The sequence below is a fragment of the Alicyclobacillus hesperidum genome (assembly GCF_900107035.1).
Taxonomy (GTDB): Bacteria; Bacillota; Bacilli; order Alicyclobacillales; family Alicyclobacillaceae; genus Alicyclobacillus; species Alicyclobacillus hesperidum.
On sequence record NZ_FNOJ01000006.1, the window covers coordinates 1 to 19671 of the forward strand.

Here is a 19671-nt window from a genome sequence, read left to right on the forward strand (position 1 = left end):
TTTAGTTTTCAAGGAGCGACGCTACCGTTCGAGGCAGCCCAATCAATATATCACATCTCACACTTCATCGTCAACCGGTAAGTTTTGCACCGCTCACGCACTCGCGAGCATAGCATCGTAACCGACTGGCCACCGGGCGTCGCAAACTGCGCCGTCCGCAGCGGCATCGACTACTATACTACGCAGGAAGGAGATTGTCCACTAGAAGATGTTGGTGAACCAACTCGTCTTTGAGGAACCTCACAACGCGTAGTGTAGCAAGATGAAGGCCGCCATCACGGCGGCGAAAAGCATACTAACACCTTTCGCCGCCTGTGTCAAGCGCCACCCGCACATGCTGTGAATCACTCTGACCGCTCACGCATCAACGGGAACAGCAGTACATCGCGAATCGAAGGTTGCCCCGTAAGCAACATCACTAAACGGTCGATCCCAACACCGAGACCTCCCGTGGGCGGCATACCATGTTCGAGCGCAGTCAGGAAGTCCTCATCGAGCTCTTGTGCTTCCTCGTTTCCTGCTTCTTTCTCCCGAAGTTGGGCCATGAAACGTTCCCTTTGATCGATCGGATCATTCAGCTCACTGAACGCGTTGGCATGCTCGCGCCCCACAATGAAAAGTTCAAAACGATCTGTGAACCGCGGATCGTCCGCGTTTTTCTTCGCAAGCGGTGAAATTTCCACGGGATGCCCATATACAAAGGTAGGCTGAATAAGCTTGTCCTCAACCCGCTGTTCAAAGAACTCGTTGAGGATGTGCCCATACGTCATGTGCTCCTCAAAGCGCACCCCATGTTCGCGGGCGATCGCGCGAGCAGCATCGTCACCGTCGATCGTCCGGAAATCGACCCCAGTATGCTCACGCACGAGATCGAGCATATGGGCACGGCGCCATGGCGATTCGAGATCGATCTCAGCATCGCCGTACACAAGGTGCAGCGACCCTGTCACGGTTAGTGCCGCGTGTCGAATCATGGCTTCTGTCAAATCCATAATGTCGTGAAAGTCTGCATACGCTTCATATAATTCCAGCATAGTGAATTCGGGGTTGTGTCTGGTCGATACGCCTTCATTGCGATACACGCGCCCGATTTCATACACGCGCTCCAACCCACCGACAATCAGCCTTTTCAAGTGGAGTTCAATTGCGATCCGCAGGTGCAATTCCATGTCCAAAGCGTTGTGATGCGTGAGGAACGGCCGTGCATGAGCTCCGCTTGCCACCGTATGTAAGGTCGGTGTCTCGACCTCAAGATAGCCGCGATCCGCCAAGAAGTCGCGAATCGCTTGAATGATACGCGACCGCATGATAAAAATCTGACGAACGTCGGGGTTTACAATCAAATCGAGATACCGCTGGCGATAGCGCGTCTCGATATCCTTTAAACCGTGCCACTTTTCTGGCAGCGGCCGCAACGCCTTTGCCAATACTGTAATTTGCTCGGCAAGCACCGTAATTTCTCCGCGGTTCGTGCGAAACACAGTGCCCTCAACGCCGATAAAATCGCCTAAATCCAACAGCTGAAACATGTCGTATTGCGCGTCCCCAAGGACGTCAAGTTTCGCATATATTTGAATGTTCCCAGTTAAATCGTTAAGGACCGCAAATGTCGCCTTACCATGGCCGCGGCGCACCATCATTCGACCCGCAATACGCACATGCAAGGACACAGTTTCCAACTCATCTTTGTCCTTACCTTCACCAAACGCCAGAATGTCGGCCGCATGGTGAGTAACAGGATACCTCGCGCCAAATGGATCGATCCCGCGCTCGCGGAGCGCATTCATCTTTTCAATACGCATTTGTATCAAGTCGTTATCTTCCAAGATGCCACTCCCCTTATGTATGGTTGCACATAAATGGACGAGGCCCAGCCTCGTCCCGAGTTCATCGATCATGGCAGATGATTTAGCGTTTGATATCGAGAATTTTGAACTGAATGACACCTGCAGGGACATTGACCTCAACAATGGAACCAATTGTCTTGCCAAGCAGCGCCTTACCGACTGGGGACTCGTTCGAAATCTTGTTCTCCGCCGGATTTGCTTCGGCCGAACCAACGATGGTATATTGCACATCTTCGTCAAATTCCACGTCGCGAAGTGTTACCGTAGAACCAATGCTCACCACGTTGGTATCGACTTCGTCTTCATTGATAATTCGCGCATTGCGCAATTGCTTTTCGAGCGTCATAATGCGCCCTTCAATAAACGCCTGCTCGTTCTTGGCGTCCTCATATTCAGAGTTCTCACTGATATCTCCATAGCTAATCGCGACCTTGATACGCTCTGCGACCTCGCGCCGCTTTACGCTCTTTAGGAGTTCCAGTTCCTCCTCAAGTTTCTTCAGACCCTCCGGCGTCAAAAGAACTTCTTTTTCTGCCATATGCCTTCTCTCCTTTACACAAGCCAGTGAACGATTCATATGCGACAAGCGTGCCTACCATGTATATGGCAGCACGCGCATTCCAAGGGCCATCGCTGTCGAGAAGACGCCGAGCGAGAGGCTGTCGATGATCTATGCGCCATTATAGAGACGGCCCCACAGATTGTCAACGGACGTTCCGCTTGGCTTCTGTGTCATCATTGTCCACAGCTTCAGACCCGGAACGACCAAACAACTCATCTTCACTAATCTGCAAGATGCGGGATATTTCGCCGATCAGCTGGGGAGTCGGAACTCGGGTGCCACGCTCGAGTGAACCCACAATCGCGACACTGACACCTAATTTCTGCGCTAATTCGACCTGTGTCAAGTTTTTCAGTTTCCGAAACGCCCGTAGCTTTCTACCAAAAACGTCCGACATATCGCACCTCATCTCCAGCCTGCAAAGACCTTGCAAGTTCTGCCATCCGGATCCCCCCCAACGCCGGGCGATCCGGCGTCATGTCCGCCAGCGGAACGATCACAAAAGCCCGCTCCCACATTCGCGGGTGGGGAATCTGCAAATCGGAAACGCAATAGTATTCGTTGTCATACAACAGGATGTCGAGATCGAGCGTACGTGGTCCGAAGCGGATTGTGCGTTCGCGTCCCGCCTCCTGCTCAAGGCGAGATAGGTGCCCGAGGATCTCGCGCGGCTTGGCGTTGGTACGCAAATGAACGACCATATTGAGAAACTTGCCTTGATCTAGATATCCCACAGGTTCTGTTTCATAGACAGGTGAACATTGCACAACTGTTCCAATATCGCTTAACCCACACACTGCAGCATCGAGATGAAATAGGCGCTTGCCCACATTGGATCCTGCCCCAATATAGACATCATGTGCCTCATCATGCGCTTGAAGCATGGACAATCGCCTCCATCATCCGACACAATCGAACCGTCGCGCGCACATCGTGAACACGGATGATCTCCACACCTTGAATCACTGCGTAAGCAGCGGTCGCAAGGCTGCCCTCGAGCCGTTCGCCCACCGGCAAGTCCAACACGTTACCTATCACGCGTTTTCGACTCGTCCCAAGCAAGACCGGGTAACCCAAAGCACGAAACTTGTCGATCTCGCTTATGCACGCAAGGTTTTGCGCCTGGGTTTTCGCAAAACCCACCCCCGGATCGACAATCAGTTGTCCTGGTTGCACACCGCTCTCCAGAAGGCGATCAATTCCGTAACGAACTTCAGCCACGAAGCCGTCGACGGTAAGCGACGGCTCGATATGCGAACGGTTGTGCATATACACGTACTGTGAACCGGTCTCGCGAACGATGCGGGCCATATCGGGATCCGCAGCAGCAGACACATCATTGATAATGTCGACGCCCATGTCGGCAGCCCGACGCGCTGTCTGTGCGTGATACGTATCGACAGAAATCGGCACCGATAGTTCGCGACACAATCTCGTAAGGACGGGCTTTAATCGTTGCCACTCCGTATCGGGATCAACAGGCTTGAATCCCGGGCGTGTGCTTTCCGCACCGATGTCGATCAGCTCAGCCCCCTCGTCCACCATGGCGAACGCGCGCTCACTTGCCGCTCCCGGATCAACATAACGCCCACCATCAGAAAACGAATCCGGCGTGACATTCAAGATGCCCATGACACGTGTCATACGGTTCCTTCACCCTCATGATCCACGGTTGTCTGCAGTGTCGCCATCATCGACTCAAGTTCCTCTTCTTCAAACGTGTAGACGTTCCCACAAAAGTGGCAAGTAACTTCTGCAATACCCTGCTCCCTGCGGATGGCCCCAAGCTCATCCGTCCCCAAGTTGAGCAAAATCCGTTTAATGCGCTCATACGAACATTTGCAGCGAAAGCGCACATCTTGCATAGCCAATATCTGTGCATCAGGGAAAATTTCGTGTAGCAGAGCCTCTGCGCTCGCATGTGACTCGAGGAACGAAGTCACACTTGGCACTCGCTTCAGCCCTTCTTCGACGTAGGCAATATCGTCCTCACGATGGTCTGGCATCAATTGAATAAGAAATCCTCCGGCAACAATGGGTACGTCATCAGTGCCGACGAGCACACCCGCACCGACGGCGGATGGCGTCTGTTCGGATGTTACGAAATAATACGTAAAATCATCGGCGATCTCACCTGTCTGCAGTTCGCTGCTGCTCGTGTAGTAATCCCGCAAGCCCGTGTCTCGAATGACATATAATTGACCGCGCCCGACAGCACCACCAACGTCCAATTTGCCAGCCGCGTTGAGAGGAAGATCGACATACGGGTTGTCCACATAACCGCGGACGTCTCCGTTAGGCAGAGCCTCCACCCAAATTTGTCCAATCGGGCCATCCCCTGCGACTTTGACGGTAAGTGACTCCTCATTTTTCAACAGCATGGCCATCATCGCCGAGATCGAAGCGGTACGGCCAAGCGCGGCGGTGGCTACAGGCCACGTGTCGTGCCGCTTTTGTAATGTCGCGACAAGTTCCGTCGTCACACAGGTGAGCACACGCACACGACCTTCGCGAGCAATAGCTCGAATGATTCGATCCGTCGTCATGGTAATCCTCCAACCCCCGTATTTGAGCTAGACTGCTTGTTAAGATTCACACGCTTCAATCCGAATATCACTTACAGTTGCTAGGTCGATCTCATATGGGACAATCGCTTGGCCATGTTCATCTTCGATAACCCGCACAATGGGAAACTGAAGATGCTCTGAGGAACGCACAACAACGGCAAGATGCCCATTTGAAAGACGTACGGACATCCCGATTGGGTAAATCGAGATGGTTTCCAAGAAGGCCCGCACCGCAAAATCCGAAAAGCGCCCTTTCGCGTGTTCGTCTTGGATCACCCTCATCGCATCATGAGGCAAAAACGCCCGCCGATACACGCGATTTGCGGTCAAAGCTTCGTACACGTCAGCGACCGCCGACAACTGACTGAATGGATGGATGTCCTTCCCTGTTAGGCCGCCTGGGTACCCGCTCCCATCCATGCGCTCGTGATGTTGCAGCGCAATGATGGAAGAACGTGCAGAGATGTCCCCCTGCCGGCTGAGTATGTCATAACCGAGCTGCGCGTGGCGCTGAACTTCTTGAAATTCCTCATCTGACAAACGCCCAGGCTTTTGCAGCACACTGGCGTCGATGCAGAGCTTACCCACATCATGTAGTAAGGTTCCGATACCAAGATCAATTAATTCCGATTTGTTCAGTCCCATGTGCATACCCAACGCAAGTGCATAAAATGTCACATTCACCGAATGGTGAAAAAGTTCACCATCCGTCACATAGACCGAGCTGAGTTGGTCGCCCGCGGCGCCACTCTCTTTAAGTTGCGCGATCACGTCCTCGACCACCGGAGCAAAGGACTGCCGCAACCGCTTGGGCTGAACATACGGTGTAAATTGAGTGGTGGCAAGTTCGTGCAAGGTATCGTACGTCATCCCGAGCAATTGCACTTTCGTGCGCTCGTCGACAATTTCACGTACCAAAATGTCATCCGTCGCCCGATTTTCGATGCAGACCGCACGGACGCCCACCTCGCCAAGACGGCGAATCAGACTCTCGGTCAGTACAACGCCCCGTGCCAACAGGGTCCTTCCTCGTTTGTCCGCCACCCTTTGTGCTAACACAGAGTTTGGCTTAACGTATTGTAAGGCGACCCACCTCACGGGAAAAATCCCTCCATCGCGATATCATGATTGTTGTCGAATCCCATAACTATTTCACAAAAAAGCCTCCGAGTTCCTGCCTCGGAGGCACAATTTGTGATTCAAATCAGCCACAGCTTTCCATGATCTCACGAACCTCTTGTTCGTCAATCGTCTCTTTTTCCAGCAGTCGCTCTGCCAGCGCATTGAGACAAGCTCGCTTCTCCGTCAGAATCTTACGCGTACGTTCATGGCACGCCTCGACAATATCGCGCATCTCTTTGTCGATTTCGAAGGCAACCTGGTCGCTGTAATTCTGCTCTCCCTGTAAATCTCGCCCCAAGAATATCTGTCCGCCTTGACGGTTGCCGTATTGCAACAGACCGAGTCGGTCGCTCATGCCATATTCGGTAATCATTTGACGAGCGACCGTGGTCACGCGCTCCAAGTCGCCTGATGCACCGGTACTGATTTCCCCAAACACAATCTCTTCTGCAACCCGACCACCCAAGGTCATACAAATTTCATCGAGCATTTGCTGTTTCGTAATGAAATACCTGTCCTCTTTGGGTAGCGATAGGGTATAGCCGCCAGCCATGCCGCGCGGCACAATGGTCACCTTATGTACCGTGCGCTCGGGTTGTACGAAATAGCCAACCACCGCGTGCCCCGCCTCGTGAAACGCCACCAACCGACGTTCCTGTTCACTCATGACACGACTTCGCTTCTCAGGCCCAGCCATCACGCGGTCAATCGCTTCGTCGATATCGCCTTCCGTGATCTCCCGCTCCCGTCTGCGCGCCGCCAATAAAGCGGCTTCGTTCAGGACGTTTTCAAGGTCAGCACCGGTAAACCCTGGCGTACGCTTCGCAATGGTCTCCAAGTTAATACCCTTGGCAAAGGGTTTGTTGCGCGCGTGCACACGTAGAATCTCTTCGCGTCCCTTGACGTCGGGACGGTTGACGACAATTTGCCGATCCATGCGCCCAGGCCGAAGTAGAGCCGGATCAAGAATGTCAGGTCGGTTTGTCGCCGCGATGATAATAATACCCTCATTGGCTGAGAAACCATCCATCTCGACTAACAACTGGTTGAGCGTCTGCTCGCGCTCGTCGTGCCCACCGCCAAGACCAGCACCCCGGTGGCGACCTACAGCGTCGATTTCATCGATAAAAATGATGCAAGGTGCATTCTTCTTGGCGTTATCAAACAAGTCGCGCACACGAGATGCGCCGACACCCACGAACATTTCGACGAAGTCAGAACCACTGATACTGAAGAATGGAACGCCAGCTTCCCCGGCTACGGCCCGTGCAAGCAAGGTTTTACCTGTACCAGGTGGCCCAACGAGCAAGACACCCTTCGGAATACGGGCACCAAGTGCCGAAAAGCGTTTCGGATCCTTCAGAAACTCGACGATCTCCTCGAGTTCGGCTTTTTCCTCATCCGCCCCTGCAACATCCGCAAAAGTGACCTTCCGCTTTTCCTCAGAATAGAGGCGAGCGCGACTCTTGCCAAAATTCATCACTCGGCTGCCCCCACCCTGAGCCTGATTAAACAGGAAGAACATCAGGATGAACAGGAACACAAAAGGAACCACTTGCTCTAAGAACGAAATCCAGACACTTCCACGCGGTTGTGGTGTTACATTGAAGGAAACGTTGTGATTCGCCAAGAACGGTTCTAAATTGTTGTCATATAGGGCTCGCGTCTCAAACTTTTGCCCATTTTTCAGCGATCCATCAATGGTTGCAGTCAGCCCTTCCGGCGTCACCTGCACCGTCCCACTGATGTCTCCATCTTTGACGTAAGTCACGAATTGCGTGTATGGAATTGGCCCGCGCGCCCGTTCTGAGCCAGTCAGATATTGCACGACGCCAACGAGTACCAACAAAATCAGCACGTATAACAGGATGCTCCGGTAAAAACGGTTCATGCCTTACCTCCTCTCGGTCATGGCGCGACTATTGTACCATACCCATATGGGCGTTCCTAGCAATCGTCAAGCCTGTTCCGGCTTATCCGAATTGCCTGTCGCATAGATGTCAGATTTCAACACGCCGACGAATGGGAGGTTCCGATACCGTTCCGCATAATCGAGACCATAGCCGACAATAAATTCATTAGGCACGGTAAAGCCATAGTAATCCGGGGCAATCTCCACCTTGCGGCCACCAGGTTTGTCGAACAAGGCTACAATACGAACCGATGCCGCTTGCCGACGAAGTAATGTATCTCGTAAATAGGCCAGCGTAAGACCAGTGTCAACAATGTCTTCGACAATAATGACGTCTCGCCCCTCAATCGGTTTGCCAAGGTCATTCAAAATGCGAACCGCACCGGAGGATTGCGTGGAGGCGCCATAGCTGGAAATCGCCATGAAGTCCATCTCCATCGGAACCGTTACCCGCTTGACCAAATCGGCCATGAACAGCGCGGCACCCTTCAAAATGCAAATAAACAGCGGATTTTTATCATAGTAGTCCGCGCTCAACTGTGCGCCTAGCTGGCCCACCTTTTCTAGAATCGTTTGTTCATCAAATAGGATGCGTTCTAAATCCGGATGCATGAGTGCCTCCCAAAACACCTGTGGTTTCTTTATCATACGCTGACCCTTTGCCGTACATGTCCCGACCCTTGCGATCCTGTCCTAGGCTCTCGACGCCCGCGCAAACAATACGTACCCCCCGCTTGCGCCATCCCACCTTAGCACATCTGTGCGAATCGCGCCTGGGATCCAGACGATCTCGCCACCTACGCGAATGATGGGCCACGCAGGGCGAAGCCGACGCGGAATTTTGCTGTCTGAAAACACGTCTTGCAGTTTTTTACTGCCAGCGAGTCCCAGCGGACGGACACGTAGACTTGTCGGCAGACCACAGACGATTTCCACCCGTTCCACATCGGGAACATATGCTCGCCAAGGCGATCTGCGTAGTTGTGCTGGGCGTCTCGCGAGCGGAATCGCACGAAAACGCCAGAACACATCCGCAGAAGCAAATGACAAGTGCCGTACGCGCACCAGATCCCATTGTGCAAGTGAACGGGTACCTAGCGCTTCACAGCCATGCGGTGGTGCCTGATGTCCTATGTATATGCGCCCATACTCTCGCCAAGCGCCCAAACCGTGCGACAAGCTCACAGCAGCCGAGGCAGCATCTTGGCGCAGGGCGAGTTTTCGAATTGGCTCGACATGTGAAAAAAGCCAATCCTGCGCGAAGAAACAATTCAATAGTATGTGAATAACCCTGCGTTGTAAAGAAACGTGAAGCGCGGCAAACGCCTCGGTTGAAATTTCGACGAAACGCTCGGAGCGACGCACAACCACCTGTTCAAGCGCACGCTCTGCTTGTTCCTGCAAAAAGGACTCATCCGCCTGTAATTGTGTGGTCAGATCAAGAGTTCGCACTTCGATGGCAGGTTGAAACGTTTCGAGAACAGGAAGCAACTCGTGCCGAATGCGGTTGCGAAAGAAGCGCGTATCCGCATTTGTCTCATCTTCTCGAAACGGAATGCCCCACGCTTTTGCATACTGTTCAATCTCACTGCGCCCTGTCTGTAATAAAGGCCGGAACAAGCGCACGCCCTCCCGCATGGTAACAGCGCGCATGGCTCCGAGGCCTGCGAGGCTTGTTCCGCGCAACCAACGCATGACAAACGTCTCCAACTGATCTCGACTGTGGTGCGCAACCAAGCAAACGCCATGGTGGTGCAATCTCGTCCTGGTCAACAAAGCCTCATAGCGAGCACGCCGTGCGGCAGCCTCAATTCCTTCGCCGCAATGGTCCTTGACTTGTACCGGGACGATCTCGCAAGCGACTCCCAATCGAGCACATTGGTGGGCCACGAACTTCGCATCTTCGGCCGCAGACGGTCGCAGCCCGTGATCGACATGGACGACAGAAAAGCCGCCTAAAAGCGGCTCACTTCCCTGCGTGGCGCGATGGCATAAGTGCAGCAGCACCATGGAATCGACACCACCCGAAACGCCAATCACGGCGTGGGCAGATTGAAGTTGATGGACTTTGCAAAAATGAGCAAATTCGCGTTCGATCTGGCCGTTGTTCAATCGCGGTCCGCGCCTTTCGATGACATATCCATCATTGTAGCAAATATGCCACTCAGCTTTGCAAACTACGGCAAACAGGACATCCATTTTTATATCAGGCGCAAATACAGTGCCCATGCACAGGCTGTCGATAATGTTGCGCTGGCAAGGCTTCCCCACATCAGCCTTGCCGACCAATCAGGTCGCTCCGGATCCTTTGGTAACGGAATGCTGTGCAGTAACATTGCAAAGGTAGTAGCATCTGTCACCGAACCGCGTAACACCTTTTGCAGAATGCTCTGCCAGCACGCTCCCGGTGCTTGCACAATGGCCTTGTTGAGCCATGCTCGCCGCTGTTCTTGGGATTGACTAGATAGATTCGCAGGAGGTTTGACGTCGAGCAGCAAAGCCATAAGTGCGACGCCGACGAGATCGTACTGCGCGCACGCGCGGCGCTCGCAGACGCCCCAAAACGCCCCGTCCGAAGTCGGCGTGAACTGCCGTACGGCTTTGCCAAACGGCGTGACACCCCCCGCGTCCACGAAGCGTACACGCATGTCATCGGATACATCCACTAAGATATTTTGTGCCTTCACGTCGCAAAATGCATATCCGGTCTCGTGCAATTGGACTAACCCTGCCACAATGTCGAGTAACACACGTTGGCGATCCGCTGGTGTCAATCCAGACCACACTTGGTCGAGGGATTTACCCCCCACCCGCTCCATCACGTAAAAATATTGCGCAAGGGGATGGTCACTGTCGTCGATTTGCTGGGGCGCAGGAAACGGGGAACGGGCACCTTTTACGCGCTCCAGCAAAGACCATTCGAACGCGACTTGTCCTGCGCCCGCACAGACCTTCATCGCCCCCGGCAGTCCATCATCGCGATCGACAGCGTAGACGACGCCATTGGCACCAACGCCCAGGCAACCGCGCACGCGCCAGCGGCGACCGGTCCACTTCCCGTGGATCCACGTGCCACTCGGAATCTGCTTCTGCGACTTATCGCTCATGCAAAGTCACGCCTTGGCCCGTCAAACCCGTCGACTTCGCCGCGACGTTCAATAATCAGGGATACTGCATAGTCAATGGCTGGCCCGGTCGGCGTCCCTCCACGCGCGACCAATGCCGATTCAAGAGCGGCAACATCAACCTTGTCCGAGAATGGTTGCACGAGTTTTGTCATTTCCTCTCCTTTCCCGGGAAAACTCAACACGGCGACCGCAAGCGATCCGGTTCTGACCTGCAACGATAATGAAAGATCGCGCACCGCTTCGCGCACGGTAGGAATCTTGTCGCGCATGCTCGCGCTCATATCGAGGGCGACGACGAGTTGTAATGCAACCTCTTCCTCGAGCTTCTCGACCACCTGCATCACGCGCGAACGTTCCGTGGGTGGCAAATCCTCGGTTGTTTTCCCCATGACCGACATGAGTTCCTGATTGACAACCTGCTGCAGGGTCATCTGCATCGTCTGATGAGTCATCATCTGTGCAGTAGCCGAAATGTCGGCCGGTTGCACGATCCGGCACATACCGCCACCGGCATCCGCTATGGATTGTGCTTCTTCATATCCTTTTTGTGCCGCTTCACCGTCGCCAACAATGCCAATGACATTGACGACAATTCCTCGCCCGTAGGCACGTCGCGCTGCATCCACCGGATCCGGCCCGATATTGGAACAACCGTCGGTAATCACGAGAATTTGTCGAATCGTTGCCTCTTTACTCAACGAATCCACCTCCGTATGTCTAGTTGCCAGTATCGCCGACCAATCGGCGATTCATTCCAAAAAAGAGAGTAGATTCGCTTGCACAAAAAGCGCGGCCATTTACGCGCCGCGCTTGCTCTTGTGTGGTTTGCGCAGACTGGGGATGTTCGGCAGTTTAATGGCCGCCCATTCCTCTTGACTGCGTTCGACTACGGCTACAACGACGGTCATATCGTCGCGCACAAGGCCGTGATTCATGCGTACCGCGTGTTCAATCAATTCGTCGGCAATGGCCTGCGGTTCCATCACCGTCAGATCCGCAATCACTTTCTTCAACCAACTGTCACCGTCGTATCGATGCAAAGGAGCGTCGTATAGACCATCCGAGACAAGGATGAGGATATCCCCTGGATACAACTGTTGCTCGATGGCCTGTACCTCGATGTCTTGCAAAATGCCGATGGGCACGTTGCTACCGGTAATTTCGATGACATCGTTCCCACGCTTCACATAGCTGGGTGCAGAGCCGACCTTTAAGAATTCCGCCTTTGCGTTAAATAAGTCGATCAACGCCATGTCGAGCGTTGTGAACATCTCATCGCGGGACCGCAGTAAAAGTGTCGAATTGACGGTGCGGATGGCTAGTTTCTCGTCAAATCCGGCCTTCATTAGTTTTTTCAACAGGTCGATGGCAGCCTTCGACTCCTGGCGCGCTCGTTCGCCGTTACCCATACCGTCGCTGACGGCCACTGCATACCGCCCATTGCCAAGATCCACTGTCGTGTGCGTGTCGCCGGAAACTAAGCGACCATCGCGAGCGACCGCAGCCACTGCAGTGTTCACTTGGAACAAACGGGCGGAAGCAAAGACGCTCGTGCATGGGCCTCCTCCTTCGGACACATGGACGTGCGAGACCGAGATATGCTCGCCCAACACGCCGGACAAGAGGGGCGCAATCATCTTGGCTGCCGTCTCATAAGCTCCCTCGGTCGGTTGCACGACTTCGATCTCGACCTTGCCTGGTTCTAAGCTGACGATATGTACATCGTCGACATATAATCCAAGCTGCTCCAAGGCCCCTAGGATTTGCTCCTCATCCGACAAGAGCGTCTGTTGTTCAGCATCGAGTTCGCGAGCCATTGTACGCACGACTTCCGCGACCCCGGAAAGCTGAGCGGAGAGTAACGTCCGCTGATCGCGCAACTTTTGCAACCATTTGGCATCGCGATGCGTGATGTCAAGGTTATAGCGAAGCGTACCAAGCAATGGGTCAAGTCGGATGCATCGTTCGCGCAACTCCGGGCTGGGAACGGCGCGACGCCCAGCGGACATTTCGAGATTGCGCAACGTGTTCGCGATTGCGTGATACGTCTGCACGCTTTCTTTCTCCCAACAGCGAGATCGCCGCGGACACAACGAGCACACCGTCTGCCTTGTGGCCTCGACCATTTGCGTCACGAGTTGCTGGGCTGTCTGAAATTCACTGTCGCTCGTATCGGCAAAGCTCTCGGACAGTTCGTCAAACACGAGACTGACCTCACTGATCTTTTCCGTAAGTAGAGCATGCACTCGATGCGCGCGGGCTCGCTCCTCCGCCGAATGTTCCGTCGTGCCTGGCACGAACGAACGCAACTCGCGGGACAGGCTGAGAGGGGTGATAAGAAAGCCAATCGAAGCGACGCCGGCAGCAATCATTTGATCCAAGAGCAACGTATAGCCATGCGCATAGGTCAGTGTCAAAACAGTCGTGGCCAGCACGAACGCCAAGGCAATCAAAACCTTGTGTGTATCGCGTAAAAGTCCGCATAGCAGCCCCGCAAAGCCAAAGATGGCCACTTCCGGAAGGGAGGACTGGTGGTTGAGCAGCGTGAGCATGCTCACAGCGATGGCACCTGCGGCACACATGCCCATTCCGCCGGCACTCATGACCAGCACCAACCAGTCGACGGCAACGAGCGCAACAGACACGTTGTGCACCTGTAGGCCATCAAAGCCCATAATCACTGACGCAATCAAGATGATGACACTTAAGAGTTGTTCATATCGCAGTGTGCGTGATGTTTCCTGGCCGACAAACAGGTTCATGCACTGAATGAAAATTAACGATAATATGGTGACGAGAGCTCCTTCGGCGAAGCTGACAAGCACTTCGAGTCCAGTGATTCCTGTACCATACATCCCGAGTTTGGCCAAAAAGCCAACTCCGCCTGCAGCGATGGGGATCCACATCAGATCGGTTGATTCGCGACGAATGACGAAACGCCGGACAAGCCTATAAAGCACGAGCGAGGCAAACATCAAAAAACCATTGTCGATACCGGTGGTTAGCGCTCCAATCACAGCGGCATAGGCAGGCCAAGCGCGGCGCTGGCCTGCCACCTCGGCGAGCACAGCAAAATAGGCAAGGCCGAACGGAGATACAACGTGATCGATGTTGGCTCGTCCGAGCAATAAGCCAAGTACCGCCAACAGAGCAACGCGCCGCCACGCCCGCCAAGTCCACCGTGGGGAGACCGCCGTACGAACGGGCGCTTGTTGATTTTTCTGGCGCTTATGAAGCGATGAGAGTTGGACCATGAGACGTAACTCCCTCCTCGAATGTGTATGGCCATTATACGGGTGGTATGCCTGAATAATTTGTCAAACGGCGTCCGTAGAGGGAACAAAAATTGTGACATGATACGAGAAGGTTCGCATAAGAAAGGGAGAAACCGACATGGAAGAAACACCGTCGCGCGAACGCATGGATTGGCATACGTTTTTTGCCTCACAGAGCCGCGTGATGGCGGCGAGATCAACCTGTCCACGACTCGCGGTCGGATGTGTCATTGTCCGCGAAAAACGGATCATTGCCAGTGGCTACAACGGAAGCATCCACGGCGATGAACATTGTATCGATGTTGGCTGCAAGGTCATCTCCGGCCATTGTGTACGAGCTGTGCACGCCGAACAGAACGCGTTGCTGCAGTGTGCCCGCTTTGGCATCGCGGCGGAGGGTGCAGATCTGTACGTAACACATACACCGTGTCTTAACTGCACCAAAAGTTTGATTCAAGCTGGAATCGCAAGAGTATTTTACGAGTTTGCATATCGTCCCGATCCATACGCGCAGGAACTGTTGAACAAAGCGGGGATTTTTGTCGAACAAGTCACGAGTAGGCTCGATTTGCTTCTGGATCTTCGCGAAGGAAACCGATGACGTCGATTTTCGGCGGTCAAGTGAGAAGAATGCGGTCATTCTGGGCGCAGATTGGAGCCATCGTGCGTAGACTAACAACAAACACCGAAGAACCGCGGCGAACACCGCGATGGGCGAGGTGAAGTGGAATGCCAGAATGGCTTCGTAGTCAGCTCAGGCGAGCGTTCCTCAATCGCGATCGAAAGTCCATCCTGATGCTTAATCAAGCATTCTACCGTTATCGCCAGACGCGAACATAAAACGGGCGGCCACACTGGGCCGCCTCGAAAAGCCACTGACCTTGCACCGCTCAACGCTATCTGGCAATGCGGCCATGAAATTTGTTTACAATGCGCGACAGAACTTCCTCTGTGACAGGACCAAGTTGGGCTTTATACATATCGAGAGATATGTGGCACCCATCGCGGTCGTTCTCCTCATCAAAGGCTAGAATCACACGTTGGCCGTCAGACAACTCGTATTCCAAATAATAGGTATTCATGAGCAACCAACCTCTCCACAACAAAACACCGGGCCTTGCTTCCAAGCCCGGTGTTTTGCTTGTGCATTAGCCGCGGCGTCCGCCGCGCCCACCGCGTTTGCTTTCATTGCGGCGCAGCGCTGAAAGGCGCTCTTCGCTGTCCTTTAGAAACCGGTTCATAATCTGTTCGAACCCCGGTCGCCGCCCATCACCGCGGTGACCGCCCCCGCGCGGACCACCGTGCCCACGGCCTGATTGGCCGTTGTTGGAAGACTCATTGGCCTGGCGAATGGAAAGGGCGATTTTTCCATCCCCACCGATGCTGATGATCTTCACTGTGACTTCGTCGTCGACTTTCAAAAAGTCGTGGACGTCCTTCACGTAGCTGTCCGAAATCTCGGAGATGTGCACCAATCCAGTTGCGCCCTCGGGCAAAGTTACAAAAGCCCCAAACTTCGTGATGCCTGTAACTTTCCCTGTCACCTTGCTGCCGACCTCAATGGCCATAAAGACGTCTGTTCCTCCCTGTTCGCATGAGACGAAAGAATCATTTCTGATGAGTGCGAAGCTATCCAACGAGTCATCCTTGGATCAGGATATCCTCTTTGCAAGAATGGAACACAAGGACCGACTGCGAATTACGACAATCTTAGCCTTTATGACCATTCGGTTGCAAATCGAACGGAACTTGATTTGGCATCACCAAATTCTGATGTTCCGTTGCGTACTTTTCAATATACGATGGATCATTCAATTGTTGCTTCTCTTTTTGAAGGGTTTGCTGCTGTGTCTGTATGCGGTGCAGTTGATTCTGAAGCTCGACGTTTTGGGCCTGAAGTTGCTTCAACTGAGGACGCTCCGCATGTAGAAAGTACACTGCGGCCCAACCACAAATGACGATCATCGCAAGATAGCGTACGCGCATCCACGGATGCCGAACGGCACGGCTTCTATGTTGCTCGGCACCATAACGTTGACGGTCTGCTCGCACGAGTATACGCTCCCTCATGGACGTTGACAAAGCTGAGGACTACTGTACCGGCTTTCGAGTACGCCTTAACCATTTCGCCGTCAGTTGCCAAAACTCCTCTTGCCATTGCGAAAGTTTTTTCCGCCAAGCGGCATCTACCGCCACGTATCGTCGGATTGGAAACGTGAGTATCAAGAACACAATCGACAGCAGTCTGGCCATGACATCCTCGAACCGACAGCCCAACCGATACAACAACGTAGCCAAGCCACTGACCAATCGCCAAATCAAACGCGCTGGCACGCCAAACAGCATGTACAACATGCGGCCACAGATGAGTACGACAACGCGCATCACATGCAGGATGGCAAAGGCACTACCCACGACCCAGCGCCTCAGGAGTAAGCGATACAAAGCATACCCGGCGGTAAGCAACAAGAATGTCCAAATGCGGAACGCACCGGAGATGGTACGATACGTGCATACGTATGCGACAACAGCAGCGACAAGCCAAAAGGCGAGATCGAACAATGGCCGTAACCGACGCAACCAACGCGATGCGCCCGTGATGGTATTGTAGAAGTCAAACGTCGCTCCCATAGCCATGCCGCACAGAACCATCCATGCGACGTATGCGGCGTTTTGCGCTGTGTTCATCGCAACAACCGCCCCATCAATCCCCGCGGCTTGCCATCGTCATACACGATGGCCCCTATCTCGCCCTCGATGCACACGATACCTGCTTGTCTATCAAACTGCTTCATGTGCAGCGACTGCCCTGCGATACGCATATTGCCTGCCGTGGTGGACAATTCAAACGCCTGAACGTCAAAGCTCTCGACGCGCTTGACCCCCGTGATTTGCAACTCGCGGCGCCCTGTCAAGTGCACATCGTGTTCCTCAGCCGCAGCCATACCGCCACCTCCATCGACCCAAGTCGTCCATCTTTAGTCTATGAGGACGTTTGCGATATAGAACGGCGGTAAATGCAAAAGGATCGATCCGTTACAAACGGATCGATCCTCCCACTTAGCGAGCGACGTCTTCGTCTTCGTCGTCGACAAACGCGGCATCTACTTGATCTTTGCGCGTCTCCACCGCGATCACGTCATACAGGGAAGCAGCCTCATCCCGGCGCGGATTCTCGGTCAGCTTGCGAACGACGACCGTCATGGTCTTGTTACCATAGCGAATGATAAGTTCGTCGTCGACCGCGACGTCTGTCGATGCTTTCGCTGTGCGCCTGTTGACGCTCACACGACCAGCGTCGCAAATCTGCTTCGCCAATGTACGTCGTTTGATGAGACGCGATACTTTGAGAAACTTATCGAGACGCAAGGCTTACCGCGTGCTTTCCTTCAGCTTGTTGCCCGGCTTAAATGCAGGAACGGTAGACGCCGGGATTTCAATGACTTCACCAGTCTGCGGATTCCGGCCGGAACGCGCGGCGCGCGAACGAGTCTCGAATGTGCCGAAACCGATGACCTGCACCTTTTCCCCTGCAGCCAGAGCTTCCTCGATGGTGTCGAAGACGCTGTTGACAGCCAATTCGGCGTCCTTCTTTTTCAGACCGGTCTTCTCGGCCACCTTGTTTATCAGTTCCATCTTATTCACTCGCGAGATACCCCTTTCGTGGGAATGTCGGGAATCTAATTCGTCCTTCGCCGCAGGAATCCTGCTAATTTTCCTTCGGAAGCGTTATTTTTGCTTCATTCCAGTAGCGATCGAGCGTTTCCTGCGATATGTCTGACCAGGATTCGTTGCTTTCCGCCACACGCCGCTCCACGTACTGAAATCGATTGGTGAATTTGCGCGTCGCCCTTGCCAATAACGTCTCGGCATCCAGTTGCAGAAACCGGGCGATATTGACACAAGCGAACAGTAAATCCCCCAACTCTTCTGCCACCGCTGTATCACGCCTGCGATCGCGGACAAGCTCGATTTCAAGTTCATTCATTTCCTCTTTTATCTTGTCCCATACATCCTCGAGCTTTGCCCAGTCGAATCCGACTTTGGCGGCGGCAACCTGAACGCCCTGTGCAACCGCGAGCGCAGGCCCTGCAAAGGATACCGTGGAAAGCACACTCTTCTGACTCTCTTGTTTTGTGCGCTCTTCCGCTTTCACACGCTCCCAAATGGCATTTACTTCTTCGGCAGATTGTGCAGATTTCTCACCAAACACGTGCGGATGGCGACGCACCAGCTTCTCTGACAGTCGAGCGAATACGTCGCGCACGTCAAAATCGCCTACTTCGCTGGCAATCTGCGCGTGCAACAACACCTGCAAAAGCAGATCCCCAAGCTCTTCCGCCAGATGGTCTGGATCTTGCTCGTCGATGGCTGCCGCGACTTCGTAGGCCTCTTCGATGACGTACTTGCGCAACGATTCGTGCGTTTGCTTCCTGTCCCACGGGCACCCATCCGGACCTCGCAACGTCTCGACGATGCCAACAGCCGCAAACGGTTCTCGCCAGGTGAGCCGAGCCTCCTGTACAGGCGGGACATACACAGTCGTCAGGTGATCGATCCAATCAAGCCTGTCCAATTCGTACAACGGCACGACCTCTATGCGCTCCTCCCCTGTCACACCGGCAGCGCGAATCACGGTTACTGGGTAGTCGTCCGGATAGACATCCATGAGACTCAACTTCACATCAGTCGCTACTTGCCGTTGATATACTTGGGCGATAAGCGTGTGCAGGCGCGGGTGTAACAGACGGCTCGCCAGTTGCGTCCCGTCAAGCAACAGGAGTCCCTCTATGGGGTCGATCCGCAACCTCGATGCGGCAACATCCAGAAAGCTCTGCCCGGGTCCGATTTCGATCGCGACCTCAGGGTCGTTCATTGCGAGTAGAAGCTGCACACTCAACTCCGCGATGAGCGGATGCCCTGGCACGGCGTAAATCACGTGATCGTGCGTTCGCGCGCGCTCCCGCACCCGCTCGGCCATCCGAGCGTAGGCCTCATCAAACGTCTCGCTTGTTTCATAGATGTCGTCAAGGGACTCATACGCGACGCCGAGTTCGGGCAGCGAACGGACGACCGGATGCACGGCCGTGCGCAACACGACAGGCCATCCGGATTGTAGCAAACGATATGTGCCAAGGGGCAACCCGTTCAAATCCCCCGGTCCGAGCCCTACTACATGCACGATTCCCACGTAAAAACCGCCCTTCTGCAACGTAAACGTGTCATTGGCCAGTATAAACAATCTGCCACTGCACGGG

The 19671-nt window shown here is 53.9% G+C and carries 23 protein-coding genes; 2 read left to right on the plus strand and 21 right to left on the minus strand.

Annotated elements, in window-relative coordinates; genetic code table 11:
* Positions 1-344: 344 nt before the first annotated feature.
* The 13 genes from lysS to spoIIE form a co-directional block, all read right to left on the minus strand.
* A complete protein-coding gene (gene lysS, locus BLU70_RS05945) occupies positions 345-1826 on the minus strand; it encodes a lysine--tRNA ligase (RefSeq protein ID WP_006445635.1) in 1482 nt (493 codons plus the stop codon).
* An 82-nt stretch (positions 1827-1908) separates the two neighbouring features.
* On the minus strand, positions 1909-2385 hold the full coding sequence (greA, locus tag BLU70_RS05950) for a transcription elongation factor GreA (protein WP_006445636.1): 477 nt from the start codon (positions 2383-2385) through the stop codon (positions 1909-1911).
* 166 nt (positions 2386-2551) lie between these two features.
* Entirely contained in the window at positions 2552-2806 is a 255-nt protein-coding gene (locus tag BLU70_RS05955) for a helix-turn-helix domain-containing protein (RefSeq protein WP_052012171.1), read from the minus strand.
* Entirely contained in the window at positions 2787-3293 is a 507-nt protein-coding gene (folK, locus tag BLU70_RS05960; protein WP_074692655.1) for a 2-amino-4-hydroxy-6-hydroxymethyldihydropteridine diphosphokinase, read from the minus strand. The genes BLU70_RS05955 and folK overlap by 20 nt, the downstream gene beginning before the upstream one ends.
* Positions 3277-4053 (minus strand): dihydropteroate synthase, encoded by a 777-nt coding sequence (folP, locus tag BLU70_RS05965; RefSeq protein ID WP_074692657.1) that lies wholly within the window; start codon positions 4051-4053, stop codon positions 3277-3279. The genes folK and folP overlap by 17 nt, the downstream gene beginning before the upstream one ends.
* Complete coding sequence (gene hslO / locus BLU70_RS05970) at positions 4050-4955, minus strand: Hsp33 family molecular chaperone HslO (protein WP_074692659.1); 906 nt, start codon at positions 4953-4955, stop codon at positions 4050-4052. Before hslO ends, folP begins: the two co-directional genes overlap by 4 nt.
* Before the next feature lie 39 nt (positions 4956-4994).
* The gene (locus tag BLU70_RS05975) at positions 4995-5993 is read right to left on the minus strand and encodes an HD-GYP domain-containing protein (protein WP_244885125.1); all 999 of its coding nucleotides are present in this window, start codon (positions 5991-5993) and stop codon (positions 4995-4997) included.
* A 187-nt stretch (positions 5994-6180) separates the two neighbouring features.
* Entirely contained in the window at positions 6181-7989 is a 1809-nt protein-coding gene (ftsH, locus tag BLU70_RS05980) for an ATP-dependent zinc metalloprotease FtsH (protein WP_074692665.1), read from the minus strand.
* Positions 7990-8055: 66 nt separating this feature from the next.
* Entirely contained in the window at positions 8056-8622 is a 567-nt protein-coding gene (gene hpt / locus BLU70_RS05985; RefSeq protein WP_040288414.1) for a hypoxanthine phosphoribosyltransferase, read from the minus strand.
* Positions 8623-8703: 81 nt separating this feature from the next.
* Positions 8704-10122 (minus strand): tRNA lysidine(34) synthetase TilS, encoded by a 1419-nt coding sequence (gene tilS, locus BLU70_RS05990; RefSeq protein WP_074692842.1) that lies wholly within the window; start codon positions 10120-10122, stop codon positions 8704-8706.
* 89 nt (positions 10123-10211) lie between these two features.
* Positions 10212-11117: a protein kinase domain-containing protein gene (locus tag BLU70_RS05995; protein ID WP_074692667.1), complete on the minus strand. Its 906-nt coding sequence runs from the start codon at positions 11115-11117 to the stop codon at positions 10212-10214.
* The gene (locus BLU70_RS06000; protein ID WP_006445646.1) at positions 11114-11845 is read right to left on the minus strand and encodes a VWA domain-containing protein; all 732 of its coding nucleotides are present in this window, start codon (positions 11843-11845) and stop codon (positions 11114-11116) included. Before BLU70_RS06000 ends, BLU70_RS05995 begins: the two co-directional genes overlap by 4 nt.
* Positions 11846-11935: 90 nt before the next feature.
* A complete protein-coding gene (spoIIE, locus tag BLU70_RS06005) occupies positions 11936-14392 on the minus strand; it encodes a stage II sporulation protein E (protein WP_081503857.1) in 2457 nt (818 codons plus the stop codon).
* A 139-nt stretch (positions 14393-14531) separates the two neighbouring features.
* Here spoIIE and BLU70_RS06010 point away from each other — a divergent pair, with 139 nt between their 5' ends.
* Positions 14532-15014, plus strand: a complete 483-nt coding sequence (locus BLU70_RS06010; protein WP_074692669.1) for a deoxycytidylate deaminase — start codon at positions 14532-14534, stop codon at positions 15012-15014.
* Between the two features lie 128 nt (positions 15015-15142).
* The gene (gene cmpA / locus BLU70_RS14345) at positions 15143-15253 is read left to right on the plus strand and encodes a cortex morphogenetic protein CmpA (protein ID WP_100218561.1); all 111 of its coding nucleotides are present in this window, start codon (positions 15143-15145) and stop codon (positions 15251-15253) included.
* A 56-nt stretch (positions 15254-15309) separates the two neighbouring features.
* Here the strand turns inward: cmpA and BLU70_RS06015 are convergent, their stop codons facing one another.
* The 8 genes from BLU70_RS06015 to yabN all read right to left on the minus strand — a co-directional run bounded on the left by BLU70_RS06015 (position 15310) and on the right by yabN (position 19604).
* On the minus strand, positions 15310-15495 hold the full coding sequence (locus tag BLU70_RS06015) for a hypothetical protein (RefSeq protein WP_040288480.1): 186 nt from the start codon (positions 15493-15495) through the stop codon (positions 15310-15312).
* Between the two features lie 66 nt (positions 15496-15561).
* Complete coding sequence (locus BLU70_RS06020) at positions 15562-15981, minus strand: S1 domain-containing RNA-binding protein (RefSeq protein WP_006445651.1); 420 nt, start codon at positions 15979-15981, stop codon at positions 15562-15564.
* A 142-nt stretch (positions 15982-16123) separates the two neighbouring features.
* The gene (locus BLU70_RS06025; RefSeq protein WP_237716368.1) at positions 16124-16465 is read right to left on the minus strand and encodes an FtsB family cell division protein; all 342 of its coding nucleotides are present in this window, start codon (positions 16463-16465) and stop codon (positions 16124-16126) included.
* Between the two features lie 39 nt (positions 16466-16504).
* Positions 16505-17101 carry a spore cortex biosynthesis protein YabQ gene (gene yabQ, locus BLU70_RS06030; protein ID WP_074692670.1) on the minus strand — a complete coding sequence of 199 codons (597 nt, stop codon included), beginning with the start codon at positions 17099-17101 and terminating at the stop codon, positions 16505-16507.
* The gene (locus tag BLU70_RS06035; RefSeq protein ID WP_006445654.1) at positions 17098-17358 is read right to left on the minus strand and encodes a YabP/YqfC family sporulation protein; all 261 of its coding nucleotides are present in this window, start codon (positions 17356-17358) and stop codon (positions 17098-17100) included. The genes yabQ and BLU70_RS06035 overlap by 4 nt, the downstream gene beginning before the upstream one ends.
* Positions 17359-17473: 115 nt before the next feature.
* Positions 17474-17782 carry an RNA-binding S4 domain-containing protein gene (locus BLU70_RS06040; RefSeq protein ID WP_074692673.1) on the minus strand — a complete coding sequence of 103 codons (309 nt, stop codon included), beginning with the start codon at positions 17780-17782 and terminating at the stop codon, positions 17474-17476.
* A 3-nt stretch (positions 17783-17785) separates the two neighbouring features.
* Positions 17786-18058: an HU family DNA-binding protein gene (locus BLU70_RS06045; RefSeq protein ID WP_006445656.1), complete on the minus strand. Its 273-nt coding sequence runs from the start codon at positions 18056-18058 to the stop codon at positions 17786-17788.
* A 64-nt stretch (positions 18059-18122) separates the two neighbouring features.
* Complete coding sequence (gene yabN, locus BLU70_RS06050; protein ID WP_074692847.1) at positions 18123-19604, minus strand: bifunctional methyltransferase/pyrophosphohydrolase YabN; 1482 nt, start codon at positions 19602-19604, stop codon at positions 18123-18125.
* Positions 19605-19671: the final 67 nt, after the last annotated feature.